The organism is Bradyrhizobium sp. (assembly GCF_027307225.1).
Classification (GTDB): domain Bacteria; phylum Pseudomonadota; class Alphaproteobacteria; order Rhizobiales; family Xanthobacteraceae; genus Bradyrhizobium.
In genome coordinates this window covers 1-14,390 of the sequence record NZ_DAHUXJ010000011.1, presented here as the reverse complement: position 1 = coordinate 14,390, position 14,390 = coordinate 1, and the positions used below count along the sequence as shown (strand labels likewise).

Annotated in this window: 14 protein-coding genes; 7 read left to right on the top strand and 7 right to left on the bottom strand. The window is 62.4% G+C overall.

The window, feature by feature from the left end; genetic code table 11:
- Positions 1 to 284: 284 nt before the first annotated feature.
- Complete coding sequence (locus M6D32_RS01780; protein ID WP_298252766.1) at positions 285 to 1,883, top strand: flagellin; 1,599 nt, start codon at positions 285 to 287, stop codon at positions 1,881 to 1,883.
- A 213-nt stretch (positions 1,884 to 2,096) separates the two neighbouring features.
- Positions 2,097 to 2,462: a flagellar biosynthesis regulator FlaF gene (flaF, locus tag M6D32_RS01775; RefSeq protein ID WP_298252765.1), complete on the top strand. Its 366-nt coding sequence runs from the start codon at positions 2,097 to 2,099 to the stop codon at positions 2,460 to 2,462.
- A 36-nt stretch (positions 2,463 to 2,498) separates the two neighbouring features.
- Here the strand turns inward: flaF and M6D32_RS01770 are convergent, their stop codons facing one another.
- From M6D32_RS01770 to M6D32_RS01755, 4 genes are all read right to left on the bottom strand, one after another.
- A complete protein-coding gene (locus tag M6D32_RS01770) occupies positions 2,499 to 2,864 on the bottom strand; it encodes a hypothetical protein (protein WP_298252764.1) in 366 nt (121 codons plus the stop codon).
- A 155-nt stretch (positions 2,865 to 3,019) separates the two neighbouring features.
- A complete protein-coding gene (locus tag M6D32_RS01765; protein WP_298252763.1) occupies positions 3,020 to 3,508 on the bottom strand; it encodes a hypothetical protein in 489 nt (162 codons plus the stop codon).
- Positions 3,505 to 3,882 carry a flagellar assembly peptidoglycan hydrolase FlgJ gene (gene flgJ / locus M6D32_RS01760; RefSeq protein WP_298252761.1) on the bottom strand — a complete coding sequence of 126 codons (378 nt, stop codon included), beginning with the start codon at positions 3,880 to 3,882 and terminating at the stop codon, positions 3,505 to 3,507. Before flgJ ends, M6D32_RS01765 begins: the two co-directional genes overlap by 4 nt.
- Positions 3,882 to 5,006 (bottom strand): flagellar basal body P-ring protein FlgI, encoded by a 1,125-nt coding sequence (locus M6D32_RS01755; RefSeq protein WP_298252767.1) that lies wholly within the window; start codon positions 5,004 to 5,006, stop codon positions 3,882 to 3,884. The genes flgJ and M6D32_RS01755 overlap by 1 nt, the downstream gene beginning before the upstream one ends.
- A gap of 271 nt (positions 5,007 to 5,277) precedes the next feature.
- Here M6D32_RS01755 and M6D32_RS01750 point away from each other — a divergent pair, with 271 nt between their 5' ends.
- Positions 5,278 to 5,694: a flagellar assembly protein FliX gene (locus M6D32_RS01750; protein ID WP_298252760.1), complete on the top strand. Its 417-nt coding sequence runs from the start codon at positions 5,278 to 5,280 to the stop codon at positions 5,692 to 5,694.
- Positions 5,695 to 5,883: 189 nt separating this feature from the next.
- Complete coding sequence (gene dksA, locus M6D32_RS01745; protein WP_298252758.1) at positions 5,884 to 6,294, top strand: RNA polymerase-binding protein DksA; 411 nt, start codon at positions 5,884 to 5,886, stop codon at positions 6,292 to 6,294.
- Between the two features lie 76 nt (positions 6,295 to 6,370).
- Here dksA and M6D32_RS01740 read toward each other — a convergent pair whose 3' ends face one another.
- A complete protein-coding gene (locus M6D32_RS01740) occupies positions 6,371 to 6,814 on the bottom strand; it encodes a hypothetical protein (RefSeq protein ID WP_298252757.1) in 444 nt (147 codons plus the stop codon).
- A 109-nt stretch (positions 6,815 to 6,923) separates the two neighbouring features.
- On the bottom strand, positions 6,924 to 9,101 hold the full coding sequence (locus M6D32_RS01735; protein ID WP_298252755.1) for a carboxypeptidase-like regulatory domain-containing protein: 2,178 nt from the start codon (positions 9,099 to 9,101) through the stop codon (positions 6,924 to 6,926).
- A 258-nt stretch (positions 9,102 to 9,359) separates the two neighbouring features.
- Between M6D32_RS01735 and lpxD the strand changes: the two genes are divergently transcribed.
- Complete coding sequence (gene lpxD / locus M6D32_RS01730) at positions 9,360 to 10,433, top strand: UDP-3-O-(3-hydroxymyristoyl)glucosamine N-acyltransferase (RefSeq protein ID WP_298252753.1); 1,074 nt, start codon at positions 9,360 to 9,362, stop codon at positions 10,431 to 10,433.
- 3 nt (positions 10,434 to 10,436) lie between these two features.
- On the opposite strand, the gene M6D32_RS01725 is transcribed toward lpxD, so the two are convergent.
- Positions 10,437 to 10,664, bottom strand: coding sequence for a hypothetical protein (locus tag M6D32_RS01725; RefSeq protein WP_298252751.1), 228 nt, complete (start codon positions 10,662 to 10,664; stop codon positions 10,437 to 10,439).
- A gap of 91 nt (positions 10,665 to 10,755) precedes the next feature.
- Between M6D32_RS01725 and M6D32_RS01720 the strand changes: the two genes are divergently transcribed.
- Positions 10,756 to 12,900, top strand: a complete 2,145-nt coding sequence (locus M6D32_RS01720; protein ID WP_298252749.1) for an HAD family hydrolase — start codon at positions 10,756 to 10,758, stop codon at positions 12,898 to 12,900.
- Between the two features lie 139 nt (positions 12,901 to 13,039).
- Positions 13,040 to 14,194 carry a 2OG-Fe(II) oxygenase gene (locus M6D32_RS01715; protein ID WP_298252747.1) on the top strand — a complete coding sequence of 385 codons (1,155 nt, stop codon included), beginning with the start codon at positions 13,040 to 13,042 and terminating at the stop codon, positions 14,192 to 14,194.
- Positions 14,195 to 14,390: the final 196 nt, after the last annotated feature.

The window sequence follows — 14,390 nt, the reverse complement described above, 5'->3', positions numbered from 1 at the left end:
CAGGCGCTGTCGACCCGCCAGTCGATCGCGGTCTCCGCGCTGGCGCTCGCCAACCAGTCGCAGCAGAGCGTGCTTCAGCTCTTGCGCTGATCGAAAAGCTCGACAAAACCATCGAAACGGCGGGGGAAACCCCGCCGTTTTTTAATTTTGGGCCCGGCGAGACGACGGTTTCGCCGGGTTTTTTTCATTAACCCGGCGTTAAGCAAACAACTTAAGTGGACGTTAACCTTGTTTTAAAGGAGTGCAGTTAAAGCTGTTCCCATAACACTAGGAAGGCTTGACACATGTCTGGTATTGTTCTCTCGGCAGCAGTTCGCCAAAACCTGCTCTCCTTGCAATCGACCGCCGCGCTGCTTGCAACGACGCAGAATGACCTTGCCACCGGCAACAAGGTCAACACGGCGCTCGATAACCCGACCGAATTCTTCACCGCGGCAGGCCTCAACAATCGCGCCGGCGACATATCGAACCTGCTCGACAGCATCGGCAACGGCGTGCAGGTGCTGCAGGCCGCCAACACCGGCATCACCTCGCTGCAGAGCCTGATCGCCAACGCCAAATCGATCGCCAACCAGGTGCTGCAAAGTCCGGTTGGCTACTCGACCAAGTCGAACGTCACCTCGGCCGCCATCACGGGTGCGACCGCCAACAACCTGTTGGGTCCGCCCGTCAACAACACGGTCACCGGCACCGTGGTGAACAACAACCTGACCACGCCGGTTGCGATCACCGCCGCCACCAAGCTGGTCTCCGCGACGAACTCGGACACGCTGGCTGCAACGCCTGCGAACGGATCGTCCTTTATCGTCGATGGCAAGTCCATCACGTTCTCGACCGGTCAAACCTCGGTGACCACCGATGCCAGCGGCAACGTCACGATCGGCGTCGGCGCCGGCAGCACGGCCTCGGTTGGAACCGTCCTGAGCGCAATCGATGGCATCACCGGCGCCACGACGGCCTCGGTTGTCACCGCCGGCGCACTCGTGATCAGCACGGGCACGACGCAGCCTCTGGTTATCGCCGCCGGCGGCACCAGCGCGCTCGGCTCCTTCGGCCTGACCGCGGCGACGACACCCCTGACACCTCCGACGCTGCAGGGTGAGACGCTCACGATCGGCGCCACCGGCGGCGGCACCGCGACCAACATCACCTTCGGTACCGGTTCCGGACAGGTATCGACGCTGAACCAGCTCAATACGGCGCTGGCGGCCAACAACCTGCAAGCCACGCTCAGCACGACGGGCTTGCTCAGCATCGTGACCTCGAACGATGCGGCGGCCTCGACGATCGGCGCGATCGGCGGTTCGGCTGCCGCTTTGGGTGCGCCCTTCCACGGCCTGGCGGCTGCGGCTCCTGTTCAGGACCCGGACTCGCAGGCGACCCGCGCGAACCTGGTCGCGCAGTACAACAACGTGCTGCAACAGATCAACACGACCTCGCAGGACTCCTCGTTCAACGGCATCAACCTGTTGAACGGCGATACGCTCAACCTGACCTTCGACGAAACCGGCGCTTCGAAGCTGGCGATCACCGGCGTCACCTTCAACGATGCCGGCCTCGGCCTCTCGACCCTGACGTCGGGCGTCGACTTCCTGGACAGCAACTCGGCCAACGCCGTGCTGACGCAGTTGACGGCTGCGGACACCACGTTGCGCGGTGAAGCTTCGGCTCTCGGTTCGAACCTGTCGATCGTCGAAATCCGCCAGGACTTCAACAAGAACCTGATCAACGTGCTGCAGACCGGTGCGTCGAACCTGACGCTGGCCGACGCCAACCAAGAAGCGGCGAACAGCCAGGCGCTCTCGACCCGCCAGTCGATCGCGGTCTCCGCGCTGGCGCTCGCCAACCAGTCGCAGCAGAGCGTGCTTCAGTTGCTCCGCTGATCGAAGATCAAACGACGGAACGAGAAACGGCGCGGGAAACCCCGCCGTTTTTTATTCATCGCGCGCGCCTGCCGGGTAGCTGAGCAATTGCCTGATCCGTAGTATTGCGGTGCATTCTGTGACCACTGCTAACCATATTTTAAAGGCAGCAACCTATAAAAATTGGGCAGCTCTGGCGTCCGCATCTGCGTAACCCTTCAGTTGGAGTGATGAATGTCTCATGCCGCCCAAGCGTATGCTCGCACTTCTCAAACAACTGGGACGGCAAGGGATATTGAGGCGCAGGCACTCTTGAAGGCGGCCAAGCAGTTGCGGGACGTCCAGACCAACTGGACAGGCCCTGACGCAAAAATGCATAAGGCGCTGCTGTTCAATCGCCGTCTGTGGACGATTTTCCTGAGCGCGGTCGAGTCCAACGAGAATCCGCAGCCGCTCGAAGTTCGCCAGAACATCGCCAATATCAGCGTCTTCGTCATGCATCAGACGATCGCGATGCAGATGAACCCCGATCCGGCAAAGCTGAAGCCGCTGATCGACATCAACTGCAACATCGCAGCCGGTCTCTCAGGCAGGGCCTGAGAACCGCGCGCATAGCGCCTCCCATCACTCCAGGCTTTACGCCGTCACATCGGTCACGAGTGGATGGTCCGTAGATCCGCTGCTCGAGCCCAGCGAGCGCAAATAAGCGCGGCCGCGCAACATCGCATCGTCGGGATATTGCTCGACCACCTGGCCGGTCAGTTCGTCGACGGACTGGAAAACGACCGACGCCGCAGACGTGTCGAAATACGCCTGCTGTGAAACAACAGCGGCAGACGCTTGAGAATCGTTGCGGCTCGCCGCACCAGCGTCTGATGCGGTGACGGTTTGGTTCGCGGGCAGTTGCGTAGGCACGCCGCCGAGCGCCGCGTTGCTGGCGGCGGGCGGAAATGATGGCGCAACCGGCACACCCACCGGCCTGATGCTGAAATCGGTACTCATGGCAGCCTCCTGGCTCTCCTCGAGTCAAATCCCAACCCTTCCCAGCCGGCAATTATGAAGTATACGTCTCAACGCATTGTTAGAGAACGCGCTGAACGATGCGCTGACGAATCCGCGCAGATTTAATGAAAATTGTCTGTTTTTCCCCGGTCGCCTCAGAGCGAGCGGCTGACCGCCAGCGGCGTAAGATGGCGCGCGGTCGGATTCACGCGGCGGCCGGTCGCGCCATAGGTATTCGGAATATTGCGACGTTGAATTTCGGCGTTGACGCCGCGCACGATGCTTTCGGAAACAGCATGTGCCGTCGCCAGCACGGTGAGGTTCACCTGCAACATGGCGCGAAACGTGTCGTGGTGACGGCGCAGCGTCGCCAGCAGATCCGGCGCGGTCTTGGCCAGATATTGATGAGCGGCCTTCACGCGGGCGACGGCGGCGACGTAGCGGCGCGAGGTCTCGGCCTTGTTGGGTTCGAACGCCATCGCCTCGCGAATCTTGCCGGCGCGCACGAGCTCGGTTTCGCGCTCGATGATGCCGAGCAGGGCGCTCATGGCGTCCATCAGCTCTTCGGCGAGCTTGCGTGCCTCGGCCGGGGTTGACGCGGTCGGGACGGCGGGTGCCGGCTGTCGTGAGGGAGGCTGGTTCATGCGTGCTTTTCCTGAATCTGGCCGGCAGTTTTCGCCTGCTGCATGATCAGCGTGCGATACACCTGCTTGGCGACGCCGATGCCGCCGGCCTTCGCGAACGATTTCGAATATTGCTCGATCTGCATCGAGCGCCAGATGCCGGTGCCCAGCGTGCTGCCGAAAGGACCTTCGCCCTTCACACCGTTCGTCATTTCCGAGAACATCGAATTGAGAAACATGCCCTCGAAATTCTGCGCCTGGGTTTGCGCCTTGGCCTTTACCTCCGGCGACACTTTCGACAGCGCCGCGGCGAAGTCGTAGTCGGGACGGCCGGCGTAGGTCGGGATCTTGCCGGCTGCGGCGCCGAGGGCGCTTCCGATGGGGGCTGTCTGCATCACATCACCTCGATGTCGGCTTCGATCGCGCCGGCGGCCTTGATCGCCTGCAGGATGCCGATGAGATCTCGCGGACCGATGCCCAGTCCATTGAGGCCATCGACCAGCTGCTGGAGCGAGACGCCGTCCCGGACGACGGCGAGTTTCTTGCCGTCTTCGGTGACGCCGATGGCCGAGCGTGGCGTCACCACGGTTCGTCCGCGCGAGAGCGGGCCGGGCTGGCTGACTTGCGGGCTCTCCGAGATCGAGACGGTGAGGTTGCCCTGGGCGACCGCGACGGTGGCCACGCGGACGTCGCGGCCCATCACGATGATGCCGCTTCGTTCGTCGATGACGATTTTGGCGGCCTCATCCGGTTCGACCTGCAGCTGCTCGATCTCGGTCAGGAAGGCGACGACATTGCCCTTGAATTCCGGCGGAACCGAAAGCTGCACGGTCGAGGGATCGAGCGGCTCGGCCGCCTTGCTGCCGAGAAAGTCGTTGACGGCGGCGGCAATGCGCTTGGCCGTGGTGAAATCAGCGTTGCGCAGGGCAAGCCGTACATTGGGCAGCCGGTTGAGCGCGAATTCGATCTCGCGCTCGATAATGGCCCCGTTGGCGATGCGCCCGACGGTCGGCACGCCGCGGGTGATGCTGGCGGCGGCGCCTTCGGCCTGGAAGCCGTTGATGGTGAGGGAACCTTGCGCCACCGCGTAGACGTTGCCGTCGGCGCCGAGCAGGGGGGTGACGAGGAGGGTGCCGCCTTGCAGGTTCTTGGCGTCGCCAAGCGCGGAAACCGTCACGTCCATGCGGGTTCCCTGGGTTCCAAACGGCGGCAGGTTGCCGGTGACCATGACCGCGGCAACGTTGCCGGTGCGGATGGTCTGGCCACGGATGTTGACTCCCATGCGCTCCAGCATCGCCTGCAGCGACTGCTTGGTGAAGGGGATGTTGTTGAGGGTGTCGCCCGTACCGGCAAGGCCGACGACCAGGCCATAGCCGATGAGCTGGTTTTGGCGCACGCCCTCGATGTTCGCGAGATCCTTGATCCGCGACGTTGCGCCGGCCGGCGTCACATTGAACGGCAGCGCCAAAAGCGCCGCGCAGCCCAGCCGAAACACTCTTCCCCAAAACACGCCCGGCATCCTCTGCTCCCCGCTGAGGGTCTCAAAACTCTCGGACAAGTTCACCACTCCCATGATGAAGCGATCCGGTTATTAACTATGCGAGCCTCGTGCCAGAGTCGTTTCGTCAGTTAAAGATATGATTCCATTTGGTAATTTCAGAAACCCTGGCCGTGAATGCCGGCCGCCGCGAAGCCGAAACTGCCGCCCGGCGGCAGATTTTGCCGGGTGGTTTACGTCCCGTTAACTATGGCGGAGCCATGCTGGCGCTTGATAATGGCGAGGACCATTCATGCGCATCACAGGACCGAACGGCACCACCCTGGGGTCCCAGACCGGCAGCGTTCGGCGAACCAGCTCGGGCGGCTTTTCGCTGCCGGAGGATGCAGCTTCCGCCAGCGAGACGCGCGGAACAGCAGCCCCCAAAGCGGCCGCGGGTATCGATGCACTGCTGGCGCTGCAGGGCATCGAGGATGATCCGACCGAGCGGCGCAAACGTTCGGTGCAGCGCGGCAAACGGGCGCTCGACGTCCTTGACGACCTCAAGATCGGTCTGTTGTCGGGTAATCTGAATGGCGCGACGGTCAACCGGCTGCGCGATGCGGCCGCCAACCTCAAATCGTCCTCGGGCGATCCGGGCCTCGATTCGGTACTGTCCGAGATCGAGCTCAGGGTCGAAGTCGAGCTGGCCAAAGCCGGCCAGTTCTGAACCCCTGACGCGCGGGCACCGCACCAATAGTGGTTACCCCGCTTGCCCGTAGTGGGCCGATATTGTCTGTCACAACGCGCCCCTATATAAGGCGCGCCCGGGCAGGCCTTTTTCAGGTCTCTGCCGCCGAATCGCCGGTTTTCGCGGGTCGGAGAATGTAACGCGAACTTCGGAAAGTGGGCACTAACCTTGGAAAAGTTGAAAAACTATCGACCCACCGAAAAAGAGCCGTTCATGAATGAGCGGCAGCGTGACTATTTTCGCGTCAAGTTGCTGACGTGGAAGGACGAGATCCTTCGGGAAGCAAAGATCACGTTGCAGACGCTTCAGGAGGAGAACGTCAATCATCCCGATCTCGCCGACCGGGCGTCGTCTGAAACGGACCGCGCGATCGAACTGCGTGCCAGAGACCGTCAGCGCAAGCTGATCTCCAAGATCGACGCCGCCTTGCAACGGATCGAGGACAACAGCTACGGCTATTGCGAGGAGACCGGCGAGCCGATCTCGCTGAAGCGGCTCGAGGCCCGCCCGATCGCAACGCTGTCGGTGGAAGCGCAGGAACGCCACGAGAAGCGCGAGAAGGTCTATCGCGACGAGTAGGGGCGACAGTGGCGAGGCGATGAGACTTTGGATCGTCATCGCGCCTTAGCTTGTTGAAGCAAGCGAGCTTTTCAGATCACGCTTGAGTTGCGCGCATCGCGGCGTTGAGCGCGGCTGCAAGTCCCTTGGGATCGTCAGTGCCGATGCGGCGGATCTCGCCCGATTTCAGTTTGAGTTCAACGGCATCGAGCCCCGAGACGTTGTAAAGGGTGAAGCCGGGCGCCTTGCGGATGCCCAATCCGTTCTGCCATCGATTGCGCGCGACGCTCACCGAGCGGATTTCATCGAGCCCGAGCCGGTACGTCCAGAATCCGAAGCCGAAATACCAGCTTAGTTCGCGGCCCTCGACCTTCACCGTGAGCGAGTGGAAGACGGCGCTAATACCGGCGAGCACAATCAGCATGGCAATCAGGGTCGCCGGCTGCCCGGATATTTGCCACGCGATGACGCCGCCTGCAACGCCGATCGCCGTGCAGCTTGCCAGAAGCGTGGTCCCGGACTGGGTGTGATGATAGGACATTGCCGCACTCAATCTCCTTCAAACGCAATTGCTTCGCTGCATGTTTTCACGCAGCGAAGCAATTATTTCGCATCAAAACATCCCGCAGATTTTTCTGCGGAAAGCAGTTTCAGTCGGCCAGCGGGTCCGGGCGCAGCTGCACCTTGAACACGCGAGGCCGGGCATCCTTGCCGCCTTCGCTGTGGAAATAGGCGCGCGTGCCCGTCGTGGTCCACAGCCCGCGGCCCTTCCAGCCGCCGTTCGGATCGTCGATTCGGCCATCGACATTCTTGGCGAAGAAGCCGAGCGGATAGGGGATGCGGATATCGACGAACTTGCCGTTGACCAGAGCCAGCAGGGACTCGCTGCCATTGGCCATGGCGACCGGCACGTCGTTGCCGAGGCCGAGCGTGTTGTGGACGTCAACCCAGATGTAATAAGCGTGGTTGGCGCTCCCTTGCGGATCGTTGACGCCCTTGAACTGCGGTCCGGGCAGGCGGTACAGCGTCCAGCCCTCGAAGCATTGCGCGCCGCTCGCCGCATTCGCTCCTTCGAGCTTTTCCTTGCACTTGGAGCGGTCGAAGCTCGCCATTTGTCCGCTCGAGAGCACGGTCCAGGCGACGTCCTTGGAGTCGACGTCCACGCCACGCGAACCGTAGGTGCCGGGCGGCGACTGGAAGATCTCGGAGACAGCGGTATGGGTCGGATCGCTTCCCGGAATCATCCGGATCAAGAGCGCAGGCTGCTTGATACGGGTGAAGCCCGGGCCCATGGCCTGGCCCCAGATCACGTCACCCTTGACGCTCGGCATGACGCCGTAAAATGCCGCTTTCACCCACTTGTCCTTGCCGGGTTCGATCGGCTTGTCCGGGCCGACAAAGGGTTCGCGTTTGCCGGTGCCGGAGGTGTTCACCACCACTGGCGTCCAGCCCTGCGACTTCATCGCATCGCCGGTTGCCTCGAACTTCTTGACGTCGAGCCAGCCGACCACGCCGCTATAGGGCTGTCCCTGGCTGAACCACAGCTTCTCATCGGGCGTGAAGACCAGATGATGCGTGTTGAAGCACGTATCGATCATGGCCCACTTCTGGGTCTTCGGATCGTACATCGATGCTTCGCGGGCCGAGGTGTCCAGCGGCGCGACCTGTGCCGAAGGGAGGTCCGATCCGGCCTTGCAGCTTGCGGGATTCGGCGTCCGGCGAAGCCTTGCCGTGAACCACATCCGGCCTTTCTCGTCCATCATCGGATTGTGGATGCTGGTATGGCCGTCCCAGATCGCCTCGTCGCCCCAGAACACCGACGGAGCCATCGGATCGTCCTTGGCGCTTGGCGTCTGCGGATCCATGTAGGGTTCATGGATGAGCGAGGTGGCGTTCTTGACGGGATCAAGCACCGGAATGTCGTCGGAGCTTTCTTCGGGCGAACCGTAGATCTTGCCGTTGGCGTTGACCGTCGGGTTGCGCTTGTCGGTCGAAACCTCGTCGTGGAGGTACATTCCCCGCTTGCCCCATTCCCATGAGGTAATCACGACGTTGCGCTCGAGGCCTTTCGGCCGTTCCGGCCTCTCGAATGGAAGCTCGCCTGCCGCGACGCGGTCGGTCCAGTCGGCAAACATCTTGTAGGCGCGCTGCGGTCCAAGGCGGCCCAGCGTCAGCGCCATGTTGCTCATGGCCTGGCCGGACTGTACGCGGCGCTCCCACATGTCTTCCGAGTTCTTGAACTCACCGAGTTCCTTCACGTGGGGATGACGAATGTTATCGCTGCCGAGCGCGTGGCACGACTGGCAGGAGTTCTTGATGCTGTCGATCCAGGTAGCCTGCGAATCCATGCTGGCCGGCATGCCGGTCGGGCTTTTGTCCGAGCCCGGAAACTCGCTCACGGGTGGAATCTTGAGCATCGAGTACCAGTACATGCCCGGATAGTATTCGGCCGCGGCCGCCGCATTCGGCGCCGGCTTTGCTTTCAGATCGACGGTCTTGCCCGGCGCCGCATCCTGCTTGTCGGAATCGACGAGGCCGTAGCCGCGCGCCCAGATCTTGTATTTGGCAGACGGAAGCTGCGGAATGACGAACTGGCCGGAGTCGTTGGTGACGACCATCTTGGCGTATTTGGTCGGCAGGTCGGTGGTTTCGGCGATCACCCAGACGCCGGCTTCCGGACCGTTCGGACCCGTGACCACGCCGCCGATCGCATCCGCCTTGATCGACGGTTCTTTTTGCTGTGCGCTGGCCGGGCCGCTCCATGCCATCGCGAATGCGGCGATTGCGGCCCCGGTGAGACACGCATTCGAATGGCGACGAAAAGTCATGCTTCGCTCCCGATTTGTTTCGCTGAACTTCGACGTTTCAGCTTTTCGACAATGTGAAATTTTGCTTTGTATCAGAATAGCATCCGACGAATGCAGATGGGTGTCAACGTGGCGTGCCACGTCGTCCGCCCACTTGTTGGCAGAGGTTTGGGAAGACGTGCGTCACTTGCCAGTGTGACGGTTCGATAATACGAACTTCAACATCGAGGCGACCGTCTTTGTGTTCGAAATTGTGTCTCGCAAGCCATGGATCGAAAAATGGGAAACCGCCACTTCTTTGATCGCCCGCAGGGCCTGACGGTGGCCGACATCACGGCGCTGACCGGCGCCGAATCCGCTCAGGCCGCGCCGGCATCGCTCGTGATCAGAAGCGTGGCGCCGGTCGATCTCGCAGGCCCTTCCGATCTGACATTTGTCGACGGCAACAGGTTTGCCGATGCGCTGACGAAGACCCGCGCCGGCGCCTGCCTGATGCCGAAGCGGTTTGCGGATCGCGCGCCGGAGGGGCTCGTTGTCCTGTACACCGAGCAACCGTATCGCGCCTTCGTCGCGGTGCATCGAAAGCTCTTTCCGCAATCGCTGAGTCCCGCCTCGCTGTTTGAAACCGACGGCATTTTCGAGGGCGCAACCGTCCATCCAACGGCAAAGCTCGAAAGCGATGTCACCATCGATCCCGGCGCCGTTATCGGACCGCGCGCCGAAATCGGCTCGGGAACTCTCATCGCTGCCAATGCCGTGATTGGTCCCGATGTCACGATCGGCCGCGACTGCCGGATCGGCACCGGATGCTCGATCACACATACGCTGATCGGCGATCGCGTGACGGTTCACCCGGGTTGTCGTATCGGTCAGGACGGCTTCGGCTATACCGAAGATGCCGCCCAGCAGAAGATACCGCAGACCGGCCGCGTCATCATCCAGAACGACGTCGAGATCGGCGCCGGCACGACGATCGATCGTGGCGGCATCAGGGATACCGTGGTCGGCGAGGCGAGCAAGATCGACAACCTCTGCCAGATCGGACACAACTGCCAGATCGGCAGATACTGCATCATCGTTGCGCAATGTGGCTTGAGCGGCAGCGTGACGCTGGAGGATTTTGCCGTGCTCGGCGGATCGGTCGGCCTCGCGCCGCATGTCACGATCGGCCGCGGTGGTCGCGTCGCCGCCCGGTCGGGCGTCATGCATAATGTTCCCCCCGGCGAAACCTGGGGCGGCTATCCCGCAAGGCCGCGCATGCAGTGGATGCGGCAGGAGACAGCCCTGGCGCGGCTCGCCGGTGGCGGCAGCAACGGCAAGACAACCGGCAAGGGTTCCATCGAGAAGGACTGAAGGTTAGCGCGGCACTTCGACGGCCCCGCAATTATAGCGGTGCGCCAGCGCGCAATCCTCTTCCTGCGAGATGTCGACGAGCTTGCTCACGAGCAGGTAACCGAGCACGAGCGCTGCGGCGAGCCCGGCAAAGACAATGAGAAGCCCCCGCGTGGAGAGATACTGCGCGCCTTCGTTACCGCGGTTCGGCGGCTTGATCGGGGGCGTCGGCTGGCCGCTTGGCTGGCGCATGACGTTTCGGGCTTCGATTCGATGGTGTCGGCGGCCAAAACGGCAGGGGATTGGATTCCCATCTGCATCCATTCCGCTACTATAGGCAATAATGATTCTCCGCCGCTCCCGCTTCATTCATCTGTTGCCCGTCGGCCAGGGCCGCACGCTGATCGTGCATGCGATCAGCCAGATCCGGCTGCCCGCGGATAGCGAGATCACGGCGCTATTGGAATATTTTTCGGAACCACGCCGCCTCCCCGAGGACGGCGAGGCGATGGCGGCGCTGTTCGTAAAACCGGGCGAATCGGTCTCGGCTGGTTTGCGCCAGTCGGTCGAACACACCGTCATGGAGCTGAAGTCGCGCCAGATCCTCACCGAGATGACCGCTGACGAGGAACTGGCGGCGATCGGAGAGGAACTCTCCGCCAGGCACGGGCGCGATCCCGGGGAAATGCTGGAGAGCTACCGGCGCAAGTTGAAGGAGGGCGGTGCGGACTACTGGGCGGTCGGCGCCTCCTATGGCCTCCGGGATTTCAGCGGCATACGCCAGCGCGTCGACGCCCTGTTGTTCGGCGATTGCGACATCCAGATGGAGGCCGATTTCCTGCGCCGGGAAGCGGCGCGCCGCGGCATCGATCTGCATGTGGCGGCGACATTTCCCGACGACATTCGTTTCGCGGGCGAGCACAAGCACGATTTGATCTTCGTCGGCGCGCTCCGGGTACGGCATCTCGTCGCCGAAGATCTCGAGAACGGGCTCAATCCGCACGCCCCCTATGTCGCTCATGTGACCGAGCTCCTGACCAGGCTGCGCGAAATCACGCCGGCGCCGATCCTGATCGACAATTTGCCCGAGCCGACCGTGCAGCCGCTCGGGCTTGCCGAACGCGGCGTCAAAGGACATCGCACGCGATTCCGTTTGACCAATGTGGCGCTGGCTGAAGTCGCGGTCGCCTTTCCCGACGTCTATGTGGTCGATATCGCCGCCACGCTTGGCGCCGTCGGATCGGAACGGATGCTCGACGACGGTCAGGTCGGCTTCACCCATTTCGGCTCGCCCGGCTGGATGCTGCAACGACCGGAACGCGAGAAAGCCGCGGTCCACGGCATTTTCCCTGACATCGCGCCGCTGGCGCACGCGCTCGGCGGCGATGCCTATGGCCGCGAGGCGGTGACCGCTGAAAAGCACATCGACGCGATGGTCACCGTGACGGGCATCGGCCGCAAGAAATGCGTCATCCTCGATCTCGACGGCACGCTGTGGCCGGGCGTGCTGGCGGAGACCGGCAGTCCGTTCGCGTGGTCGCCGGAAATCTCCGGCGCATTTTCCTATGTGGGTCTCTACTTCGGTCTGCACGAAGCGCTGAAGGCGCTGAAGAAGCGCGGCATCGTGCTCGCCTGCGTCAGCAAGAACGACGAAGCGACGGTGCGCGAGCTCTGGAAATATCCCGATCACTATCCGAAGCAGCGGCTGCTCACGCCGGACGACTTCGTCACCTGGCGGGTCAACTGGGACGACAAGGTCGGCAACATCCGCTCGATTGCCGAAGAACTCGGCTTCGCGCTCGATGCTTTCCTGTTCATCGACGACAATCCAGTCGAGCGCGACCGCGTCCGGCAGCGGTTGCCCGAGGTCGAGGTCTGGGGCGAAGATCCGTTCGGCCTGCGCCGGCGGCTGCTCAACGATCCGCGCCTGCAGATTCCCGTGGTGACCGCCGAAGCCGCTTCCCGCAGCGATCTCGTCAAGGCGCAGATCGCGCGCCAGCAGTTGCGCAGCGAGACGATGGGGGAGGCGGAATACATCGCGCAGCTGCAGATCAAATGCGCGATCGAGCGTCTGTCGGCGTCGTCGCCCAAATTGCAACGCGTCGAAGAGCTGTTTCAGCGCACCACACAGTTCAACACCACGGCGCGCAAATTCTCCTCCAGCGAACTGGCGGCGCTGGCCGGCAATCCGGACGCGCGCCTGTTTGCGATCGAGGTCTCGGACCGCCTCGGCGATTACGGGCTAGTCGGCGCCGCGGTCATTGTCGCGGGCGAGATCGTGGGGCTCGCCATCAGCTGCCGCGCGCTCGGCATGGGCATCGAACACCGCTTCCTACGCCACATCCTGGACGAGATGAAGGACGGTTCCGCGCTGCTGTCGGGGCGAATCATCCCGACATCGCGTAACATCCCGGCGCGTAACATTTACCGGGACAACGGCTTTAGCGAAGCCGAGCGCGGTCTGTGGCGGTTGGCAAAGGCGGGCTGAAGAGCGGCACGCCTTTTTGTTTCGAAACACGTCCGCGAAGGGCCCGCGCAACAGGGCGCAACCACGCAACTAACCGGTCTAAAGATTTCATTAAGCTTACTGAATTATTGCCAAAGGACCTTCACGGCAGGGAAGCATCATGAGCAGCACGAAAACGGATAGCCAGCGGATCATTCTCGGCGACCCCGTGCCGTGGTTCTCACTGCCCGTTGTGACCGGCGGATCGTTTGATTTGCAGGCGAGCGGCGGGCGCTGGGTCGTCGTGAGCTTCCTCGGTTCGCTGGCTGACCCGCGGGCAATGACCGAAGCGGCGGAACTCGCGCGCCTCTGCACCTCCCACAGCGAGGATCACCTCGTCATCGGATGTGTGTTCACAGGATCGGCCGAAAACGCCGAGGGCCTTGCTTCCATCTCAAACGGACCGCTGTCGTTTCTCGCCGACCAGGATGGCGCCATCAGCCGGTTGTTCGGCGCCGCCGGGATGCCGCGCACGGTGATCCTCGATCCGATGCTGCGGGCGATCGCCGATATTGCCTGGGACAATCCGCAAGGGCACGCGAACATGGTTCGCACGGTGTTGCAAGGTCTGCCCCCGGTCGAGGATTCGGCGGGCGTTCCGATGTTCGCGCCGGCGCTGCTGGTGCCGCGCGTCTTCAGTTTCGGGATCTGCGATTTCCTGACCCAGTTCTACGAGACGCAAGGTGCGGTGGACTCCGGGTTTCAGTTCGACGTCGACGGCAAGACCGTCACCCTGTCGGACTGGCGGCTGAAGCGGCGCAGCGACGTTGCGGTCGGTGTGCCGGAGGTCCGCGAGCTGATCCGCGACCACATCGTGCGGCGGCTGGTCGGTCCGATCGAGCGATATTTCCAGTTCAAGGTGACGCGGATGGATCGCTATATCGTCGCCTGCTACGACAGCGCAGTTGCCGCCCATTTCCACCGTCACCGCGATAACATCAACGCCGGCGCCCAGCATCGCCGCTTCGCGCTCTCCATCAACCTCAACAAGGATTTTGAGGGCGGCGATCTCATGTTCCCCGAGTTCGGCCGCAAGACCTATCGCCCTTCCGAGGGCGGCGCGCTGGTGTTTTCCTGCGGTGCGCTGCATCAGGTGACGCCCGTCACCAGGGGCAAACGCTACGCCTTCCTGGCGTTCATGTATGGCGAGGAAGATGTCGCCAGGCGTGAGGCCAACAACTCCAAACTTCACACCGGCGAACTGCAATATACCAGCGGGCTCGACCGCCTGTTCCCGGAAGAAGCGACGGCCGAGAGCGTTCCTTCCGTCGCTTGAGCGCTGCGGTTCAGACGTCCGCATCATTCCTGCCGCGAGTTCGGAATCGCCGCACTAGTGCTCCGATTCCGAAGTTCGTATCATATTGCGGCTCCACGTTTACGAACTTCGGAATCAAAGGAGCACTAGCCAATTATATGATTCTAGTGCGGTTTAGAATTTGAAGTTCCTATGACGAGGTCACCGCGAAACTGAT

Excerpts from the sequence above, each read along its gene's own strand:
- M6D32_RS01715 (WP_298252747.1), top strand. The coding sequence starts at position 13,040 with ATGAGCAGCACGAAAACGGATAGCCAGCGGATCATTCTCGGCGACCCC.
- flaF (WP_298252765.1), top strand. The coding sequence starts at position 2,097 with ATGTCTCATGCCGCCCAAGCGTATGCTCGCACTTCTCAAACAACTGGG.
- M6D32_RS01720 (WP_298252749.1), top strand. The coding sequence starts at position 10,756 with ATGATTCTCCGCCGCTCCCGCTTCATTCATCTGTTGCCCGTCGGCCAG.
- M6D32_RS01755 (WP_298252767.1), bottom strand. The coding sequence starts at position 5,006 with ATGCCGGGCGTGTTTTGGGGAAGAGTGTTTCGGCTGGGCTGCGCGGCG.
- M6D32_RS01735 (WP_298252755.1), bottom strand. The coding sequence starts at position 9,101 with ATGACTTTTCGTCGCCATTCGAATGCGTGTCTCACCGGGGCCGCAATC.
- M6D32_RS01780 (WP_298252766.1), top strand. The coding sequence starts at position 285 with ATGTCTGGTATTGTTCTCTCGGCAGCAGTTCGCCAAAACCTGCTCTCC.
- M6D32_RS01740 (WP_298252757.1), bottom strand. The coding sequence starts at position 6,814 with ATGTCCTATCATCACACCCAGTCCGGGACCACGCTTCTGGCAAGCTGC.
- flgJ (WP_298252761.1), bottom strand. The coding sequence starts at position 3,882 with ATGCAGACAGCCCCCATCGGAAGCGCCCTCGGCGCCGCAGCCGGCAAG.
- M6D32_RS01725 (WP_298252751.1), bottom strand. The coding sequence starts at position 10,664 with ATGCGCCAGCCAAGCGGCCAGCCGACGCCCCCGATCAAGCCGCCGAAC.
- M6D32_RS01765 (WP_298252763.1), bottom strand. The coding sequence starts at position 3,508 with ATGAACCAGCCTCCCTCACGACAGCCGGCACCCGCCGTCCCGACCGCG.
- M6D32_RS01750 (WP_298252760.1), top strand. The coding sequence starts at position 5,278 with ATGCGCATCACAGGACCGAACGGCACCACCCTGGGGTCCCAGACCGGC.
- lpxD (WP_298252753.1), top strand. The coding sequence starts at position 9,360 with ATGGGAAACCGCCACTTCTTTGATCGCCCGCAGGGCCTGACGGTGGCC.
- M6D32_RS01770 (WP_298252764.1), bottom strand. The coding sequence starts at position 2,864 with ATGAGTACCGATTTCAGCATCAGGCCGGTGGGTGTGCCGGTTGCGCCA.